The sequence below is a fragment of the Tepidiforma sp. genome (assembly GCF_034432735.1).
Classification (GTDB): Bacteria; Chloroflexota; Dehalococcoidia; order Tepidiformales; family Tepidiformaceae; genus Tepidiforma.
The window spans coordinates 1-6,781 of sequence record NZ_DAOUBJ010000029.1; the positions used below are offsets into that span (position 1 = coordinate 1).

Consider the following 6,781-nt stretch of genomic DNA (forward strand, 5'->3'; position numbering starts at 1 on the left):
GCGGGCAAGGGGACGGGAAGGTTTCGCGGGCGGGGAAGTTTTCCTATGCTGCGCGCATGGCGACGGTTGCGGTGATTGGCGCGGGCGCGATCGGGGCGTACTACGGCGGGCGGTTGGCGCTGGGGGGCCACGATGTGCGGTTCTTGGTGCGGAGCGACCTCGCGGCCTGGCGGGAACGTGGGTTGCGAGTGTTCAGTGTGGATGGGGACTTTTCGATCGCGCGTCCGGCCTGCTTCGGCGATGCGAGGGAGTTGGGGGTTGTCGACTGGGTGATCTGTGCGCTGAAGGCGACGGCAATCGATGAGGCGCCGGAGCTGATTGCGCCGTGCGTGGGGCCTGGTACGCGGATCGTTGCGCTGATGAATGGGCTGGGAAACGAGCAACGGCTTGCGGAGCGGTTCGAGCGGTGGCGCATTTTCGGCGGTATGGCGTTCGTGGGGATCAATCGGGGGGAGGCGGGGGTGGTGCACCATCTCGCTTATGGTCGAGTGACCATCGGGCACTTGGAGGACGACCGGGGGGCTTGCGAGGAGCTGGCTGGTCTGCTCCGGAGCGGCGGGATCGACACGGTGATTGCGCCGAATCTTCGTTTTGCGCGCTGGGAGAAGCTTTGCTGGAACGTTCCGTTCAATGGGTTGAGCGTGGCGGCCGGAGGGGTGGGGACGCGGATGGTGGTGGAGGATGGGGAGCTGCGGGCGTTGGCGGAGGGGGCGATGCGCGAGGTGGTCCGGGTGGGGAATGCCGATCTGGCCGAGGCGGGCAGCTCGGTGCGGCTGGTGGAGGACGATGTGGTAGCGCGGATGTTCGCTCAGACGGATGCGATCGGGGACTACCGGACGAGCATGGTGATCGACTATGTGCTGGGGCGGCCGTTGGAGGTGGAGGCGATTTTGGGGAATCCGGTGCGCCGGGCGCGGGAGCTGGGGGTTGGGGCGCCGCGGATGGAAGCGCTCTATGCGCTGGTGCGGCACGCGGACGTTGTGCGACGGGGCATGCGGCGGCTGCTCGCTCCAGAGGACTTGGCGCTCCCGGCGAAGGTTGTTTGAAGCGACCGACTCGGGGGTATAGACTCGGGCGGCACTCGCACGTTGTACACCCGAAGGAGGGACCCGTGGTCGAAATTCGCGATCTGCTCATCGACGGTATCGAACAGTTGAACGATTGGATCGATGATGCGCTGAAGGATCTGGACGACGAGCAGGTGAACTGGCTGCTGCCTGGCAACACGGTGAGCATTGGGTTCAATGTCTGGCACACGCTGCGCACGCAGGACGACATCGTGAATTTTGTGCTCCAGGGCCGGAAGCCGACGGTTTGGATGAGCGAGGGGTTCGCGGAGCGGCTCGGGCTGCCACCGGTGGGGCAGGGAACGGGGATGTCGCTGGAGGATGCGCGGGCGCTGCGCGTTTCGGTGGCACCGATGCGCGAATACTGCGCGCGGGTGAAGGCGGTGACGCTGGATTTCGTGAAGAATGTGCCGATGGAGGAGCTGGAGCAGATTCAACCGATTCGGCCGCTGGGCGAGATGCCGAAGTGGAAGGTGCTCCGTCAGGTGGTGATGACGCACGGGTTCATGCATTTGGGCGAGGTGAACACGATCAAGGGGGCTCTGGGGCGAGGCTTCTCGATTTAGGGGCTCGGGTCGGGGTGTGGGGTGTGTAAGTGGTCGGCCTTTCGGCGGTCAACACTGTAGCGGGCCCCGCGGGGGATAGCGGGGCCGCGAGGAGGCCGAGATGAACGTTCGACGATTGCTTTTGCTGGGTTTCACGGGGATGTTGGGGGTGGCGTTGGCGGGGTGCAGCCCGAATACGCCTTCGGGGGGCACGCCGACGGCGGGGACGGGTACGAGCGGTCCGGCGCTCCCGACGACCGTGCCGACGAGCACGGTGGCGGCGCCGACGGTGGTGCTGCCGACGGCGACGCCGGTGGTGGGAGTTTGCCCGCCGAATCCGAACCCGGCGTTGCCGAGCCAGGCGGTTGTGAGTTCGCCGGTGGCGAATGCTCCGGTGAAGAGTCCGCTGACGGTGACGGGGATGGTAGAGGCGTTCGAAGCGCAGTTCGAGGCGGATCTGCTGGATGCGGCGGGGAATCAGCTGGCGAAGGTGCACGGGATGGCGCAGCAGGGCCAGCAGCTTTCGCCGTTCACGGTGACGCTGACTTTCAGTGTGAATACGCCGACGCCCGGTTGTCTGCGGATTTATCAGGTGAGTGCGAAGGACGGGTCGCTGGTGAAGTTCGTGCAGGTCCCGGTGGTGGCGGTGCCTTAGGGGCTAGCGGCGGGCGAGGCGGCGGGCGGCTTCGTGGAGCGTTTCGTCGGACTTGGAGAAGGTGAACCGCACCATGCGGCTGCCCGCCGTGCTTCCGGGCCGGTAGAAGCTGGAGCCGGGGACGGGTGCGACGCCGATGTCGCGGATGAGGTGGTGGGCGAAGGCGGTATCGTCGCCTTGGAAGCCGAGCGCGGTGAAGTCAGCCATGATGTAGTACGCTCCGTCGGGCTGGTGGCAGCTAAAGCCGGCGGCGCGGAGTGCTTCGAGGAGGATAGCTCGCTTGCGGGCGTACATGGTCCGTAGCTCGGGGTAGTAAGGGTCGGCCTGTTCGATGGCGGTGGCGGCGGCTTCTTGGAGTGGGGCGGGGGCGCCGACGGTGAGGAAGTCGTGGACTTTGCGGAGGGCGTCGGTGAGGTGGGGAGGGGCGATGAGGTAGCCGAGGCGCCAGCCGGTGACGGAGAAGGTTTTGGAGAGGCCGCTGATGGTGATGGTGCGGTCGTACATGCCGGGGAGGGTGGCGATGGGGAGGTGTTGGTGGTGGTCGTAGAGGATGTGTTCGTAGATTTCGTCGGTGATGCAGAGGGTATCGAATTCTTGGCAGAGGGCGGCGATTTGCTGGAGTTCGGCGGGGGTGAAGACTTTACCGCTGGGGTTGTTGGGTGTGTTGACGATGATGGCGCGGGTTCGTGGGGAGAAGGCGCGGCGGAGCTCGTCGGGGTCGAAGGAGAAGCCTTCGCCGCGGAGGGTGATGTAGACGAGGCGGGCGCCGGACATGGCGGCATCGGGGACGTAGTTTTCGTAGAAGGGTTCGAAGACGATGACTTCGTCGCCTTCTTCGACGACGGCGAGCATGGCGCACATCATGGCTTCGGTGGCGCCGCAGGTGACGGTGACTTCGCGGTCGGGGTCGATATCGAGGCTGTAGAAGCGGCGGATCTTTTCGGCGATGGCGCGGCGGAGCCGTGGGGCGCCCCAGGTGATGGCGTACTGGTTGAGGTCGGCGGCGATGGCGTCGATCGCGGCTTGTTTGATGAAGGTTGGAGCGGGGAAGTCGGGGTAGCCCTGGGCGAGGTTGATGGCGCCGTGGAGCATGGCGAGTCGCGTCATTTCGCGGATGACGGACTCGTTGAAGACGGAGGTGCGGCGGGCGATATGAGGGCGGGTCACGTTAGGGAAGCTTACACGACGACGTGTTCGCGGTATTCGCCGAAGACGCGCCGCCACATGCCGCAGATTTCGCCGACGGTGGCGCCGGCGTTCACGGCGTCGAGGATGTAGGGCATGGTGTTGGCTTTGGGATCGCGGCTGGCGTTTTCGAGGGCGAGCATGGCTGCGGCGTGGCGGTGGGGGTCGCGTTCGGCGCGGTGTTTTTTGAGGCGGGCGAGGTGGCGCTTTTCGCCTTCGGGGTCCATGCGGAGGATGGGGATTTCGCGTGGTTCGTCGAGGATGTATTCGTTGACGCCGACGATGATGCGGTCGCGGGTATCGACTTCGCGCTGGAAGCGTGCTGAGGCATCGGCGATTTCTTTTTGGAAGAAGCCGGATTCGATGGCGGGGATGACGCCGCCGAGGGCTTCGATTTTGGCGAAGTAGTCGAGGGCGTCGCGTTCGATGTCGGCGGTGAGGCGTTCGACGAACCAGGAGCCGCCGAGGGGGTCGACGGTGTTGATGACGCCGGTTTCGTGGAGGATGACTTGCTGTGTGCGGACGGCGAGGCGGGCGGCTTTGTCGGAGGGGAGGGCGATGGCTTCGTCCATGGCGTCGGTGTGGAGGGACTGGGTGCCACCGAGGACGGCGGCGAGGGCCTGGATGGCGACGCGGATGAGGTTGACTTCTGGCTGTTGTTCGGTGAGGGAGACGCCGGCGGTTTGGGTGTGGAAGCGGAGGACCCAGGAGCGGGGGTTTTTGGCGCCGAAGCGCTCGCGCATTTGGCGGGCCCAGATGCGGCGGGCGGCGCGGTACTTGGCGATTTCTTCGAAGAAGTCGTTGTGGGCGTTGAAGAAGAAGGAGATGCGGGGGGCGAAGCTATCGATGTCGAGGCCGCGGGCGACGGCCCACTTTACGTATTCGATGCCATCGGCGAGGGTGAAGGCGAGCTCTTGGGCGGCGGTGGCTCCAGCCTCGCGGATGTGGTAGCCGGAGACGGAGATGGGGTTCCAGAGTGGCATCTCTTTGGAGGCGAATTCGATGGTGTCGGTGACGAGCCGCATGGATTCGGCCGGCGGGTAGATGAATTCGTTTTGTGCGATGTACTCCTTGAGGATGTCGTTCTGGAGGGTGCCGGCGAGCTTTGCGCGGGGGATGCCGCGTTTTTCGGCGGCGGCGATGAAGAGTGCCCAGACGACGGGAGCTGGGCTGTTGATGGTCATGGAGGTGGTGATGCGGTCGAGGGGGATGCCTTCGAGGAGGAGCTCCATATCGCCGAGGTGGTCGACGGCGACGCCGCAGGAGCCGAATTCGCCTTCGGCCCAGGGGTCGTCGTGGTCGTAGCCCATGAGGGTGGGCATGTCGAAGGCGATGGAGAGGCCGTTGTTGCCGGTGGCGAGGAGGTCTTTGTAGCGCTGGTTGGTTTCTTCGACGGAGCCGAAGCCGCTGAACATTCGGATGGTCCAGGGCTTGCCGCGGTAGCCGGTTCGGTGGATGCCGCGGGTGAAGGGGTAGCTGCCGGGGAGGTTGATGTCGCGTTCGTAGTCGAGGTGGGCGGTGTCGGTCGGGTCGTAGACGCGCTCGATGGGGCGGCCGGAGACGGTGATGAAGGGGCCGGCGAGCTCTTTGCCTTCGCGCAGGACGGCGTCGTCGTATTCGGCGCGAAGCTGGCGGGCGCGTTCGGGGTCGATCTGCATGGGTGGCCTCCGGTAGGGGTCGGCTAGGGCTTTTTCGGGCGAGCCAGCGTTACTTTACAGGAAGGGACCGGGGCCCGGGGTGGGAAAGATGCTCGAATCGGGTTCGCGTTTTGCGCTCTCGGCATGGCCGGGATGGTCGGTTTTGGCATGGTGACGGGCCCGGACGATCCGGAGGTGGCGCACTGCGTCGAGCAGGCGCGAACGGGCATCGGGAACCGGTTCGATGTCCGAGAGGGGCTGTGGTCAGACGGGGCGCTGGAAGATCTGTTCGAGGGCGGCGCGCCGGCGGCGTTCGGCGGCCCGCTGGAGTGCGAGCCGCTGGTCGATGCGGCGTTGGTTGCGGGCTTCGTAACGGATCCAGCCGACGAGGATGGCGGCGAGGGCGGCGACGAAGAGGAGGTTGCCGGCGAGCCAGAGGATCATGATGGCGATGCGCTGGTCGGCGATGGGTTCGGGCGCCCAAGCTGGTGCGCGGGCGGCGAAGCCGGGGTGCATGGCGGTGTTCATGCTGAGGAACATGCCGCCGAAGAGTGCTTTGTGGGTCATTTCGACGAAGACGTAGAGGGCGCGGAGGGGGTAGGGGAGCCGCCAGGGGGAAGGGTCGACGGCGAGGGCGGGCATCCAGAAGAGGAGCCCTGCGATGAGCAGGGTGACGAGCTGGAGTTCGCGGACGAGGGGGTTGGTCGCGGCGCGATCGGTGAGGCCGGTGAATTGCCAGAGGTAGGTGACGACGGCGAAGAGGAGCCAGGTGAAGACGGGAAAGGTGAGGGAGGCGGCGATGCGGCTGCGGTAGGCGGCGCGGAGGCGGCGGCGGGTGGTGGGGGCGGCGACGCGGAAGGCGAGGGTGAGGGGGGCGCCGAGGAGGAGGAGCGGCGGGGCGACCATGGTGAGGACGAGGAATCCGGTGAAGTTGACCCAGAGGACGCGATTGCCGAGGGTTTCGATGGGGGTGACGGTGGCGGCGAGGACGGAGAGGAGGCCGGCGAGGAACGCTGCCAGGCGCCAGCGTGGGTGGCTGCCGGCGGCTTTCTGCCAGGCGCGGAGGTAGAGCAGCGCGGCGGTGGTTGCGGCCGGGAGCCAAAGCGGGTCGAGCGTCCAGCCGGCGAGGTTCATGGGCTAGCGCACCCCGAATGCCTCGAAGGTGAGGATGGTGAAGGTCTCCCGGACGTGGGGGATGGACTGGATGTCGCGTTCGATGATGCGGCCGATGCTGTCGATGTCGTCGACGTAGAGTTTGGCGAGGAGGTCGTATTGGCCGGTGATGCTGTAGCACTCGGAGAAGGTGGGGACTTCGGCGACGCGGTTGGCGACGGCGGTGGTGTGGCCGGGTTCGGTCTTGATCATGACAAAGACGGCGCGCATGGGATGAGTGTACGGCAGGGCGGTGGCGGATGCTGTGGCGGTGGGTGCGGAACGGTGGGGGCGTCAGTAGTCGGTGCCGGGGCGGCCGGCGAGCGCATCGCGTAGCTGGGCGAGGCGGTTCCGTTCGGCGAGGAGCTCGAGGATGCGGAGGGCCTGGGTGGGGGTGGGCTTTGGGCCGGCTTCGAGGAGGAGCTGCTGGACTTGGCGGTCGATGGCGTCGATCTGGCGGTTGAGCTGGGCGATGGTTGGGCCTGGCTCGCCGCCGGAGCCTTGGGCGGGGGTGGCGGTGGCCGGGGGGGCGGTGCCGGG

Annotated in this window: 7 protein-coding genes and 1 pseudogene; 3 read left to right on the plus strand and 5 right to left on the minus strand. The window is 66.5% G+C overall.

Annotated features, from left to right (window positions below; all coding sequences use genetic code 11):
* The 3 genes from VAE53_RS02520 to VAE53_RS02530 form a co-directional block, all read left to right on the plus strand.
* On the plus strand, positions 1 to 1,046 hold a 1,046-nt coding region (locus VAE53_RS02520), incomplete at its 5' end, for a 2-dehydropantoate 2-reductase (protein ID WP_322817790.1).
* Positions 1,047 to 1,111: 65 nt separating this feature from the next.
* A complete protein-coding gene (locus tag VAE53_RS02525; RefSeq protein ID WP_322817791.1) occupies positions 1,112 to 1,633 on the plus strand; it encodes a DinB family protein in 522 nt (173 codons plus the stop codon).
* 100 nt (positions 1,634 to 1,733) lie between these two features.
* Complete coding sequence (locus VAE53_RS02530; RefSeq protein ID WP_322817792.1) at positions 1,734 to 2,267, plus strand: Gmad2 immunoglobulin-like domain-containing protein; 534 nt, start codon at positions 1,734 to 1,736, stop codon at positions 2,265 to 2,267.
* A 3-nt stretch (positions 2,268 to 2,270) separates the two neighbouring features.
* Here VAE53_RS02530 and VAE53_RS02535 read toward each other — a convergent pair whose 3' ends face one another.
* From VAE53_RS02535 to VAE53_RS02555, 5 genes and pseudogenes are all read right to left on the minus strand, one after another.
* Positions 2,271 to 3,434, minus strand: coding sequence for an aminotransferase class I/II-fold pyridoxal phosphate-dependent enzyme (locus tag VAE53_RS02535; protein WP_322817793.1), 1,164 nt, complete (start codon positions 3,432 to 3,434; stop codon positions 2,271 to 2,273).
* Between the two features lie 11 nt (positions 3,435 to 3,445).
* A complete protein-coding gene (locus VAE53_RS02540; RefSeq protein WP_322817794.1) occupies positions 3,446 to 5,110 on the minus strand; it encodes a methylmalonyl-CoA mutase family protein in 1,665 nt (554 codons plus the stop codon).
* Between the two features lie 243 nt (positions 5,111 to 5,353).
* Positions 5,354 to 6,223, minus strand: a complete 870-nt coding sequence (locus VAE53_RS02545) for a cytochrome c oxidase assembly protein (RefSeq protein WP_322817795.1) — start codon at positions 6,221 to 6,223, stop codon at positions 5,354 to 5,356.
* A 3-nt stretch (positions 6,224 to 6,226) separates the two neighbouring features.
* Positions 6,227 to 6,472 carry an Lrp/AsnC ligand binding domain-containing protein gene (locus VAE53_RS02550; protein WP_322817796.1) on the minus strand — a complete coding sequence of 82 codons (246 nt, stop codon included), beginning with the start codon at positions 6,470 to 6,472 and terminating at the stop codon, positions 6,227 to 6,229.
* Between the two features lie 63 nt (positions 6,473 to 6,535).
* Positions 6,536 to 6,781 (minus strand): annotated as a pseudogene (locus tag VAE53_RS02555) (hypothetical protein); the annotation flags it as partial.

Excerpts from the sequence above, each read along its gene's own strand:
- VAE53_RS02550 (WP_322817796.1), bottom strand. The coding sequence starts at position 6,472 with ATGCGCGCCGTCTTTGTCATGATCAAGACCGAACCCGGCCACACCACC.
- VAE53_RS02545 (WP_322817795.1), bottom strand. The coding sequence starts at position 6,223 with ATGAACCTCGCCGGCTGGACGCTCGACCCGCTTTGGCTCCCGGCCGCA.
- VAE53_RS02530 (WP_322817792.1), top strand. The coding sequence starts at position 1,734 with ATGAACGTTCGACGATTGCTTTTGCTGGGTTTCACGGGGATGTTGGGG.
- VAE53_RS02540 (WP_322817794.1), bottom strand. The coding sequence starts at position 5,110 with ATGCAGATCGACCCCGAACGCGCCCGCCAGCTTCGCGCCGAATACGAC.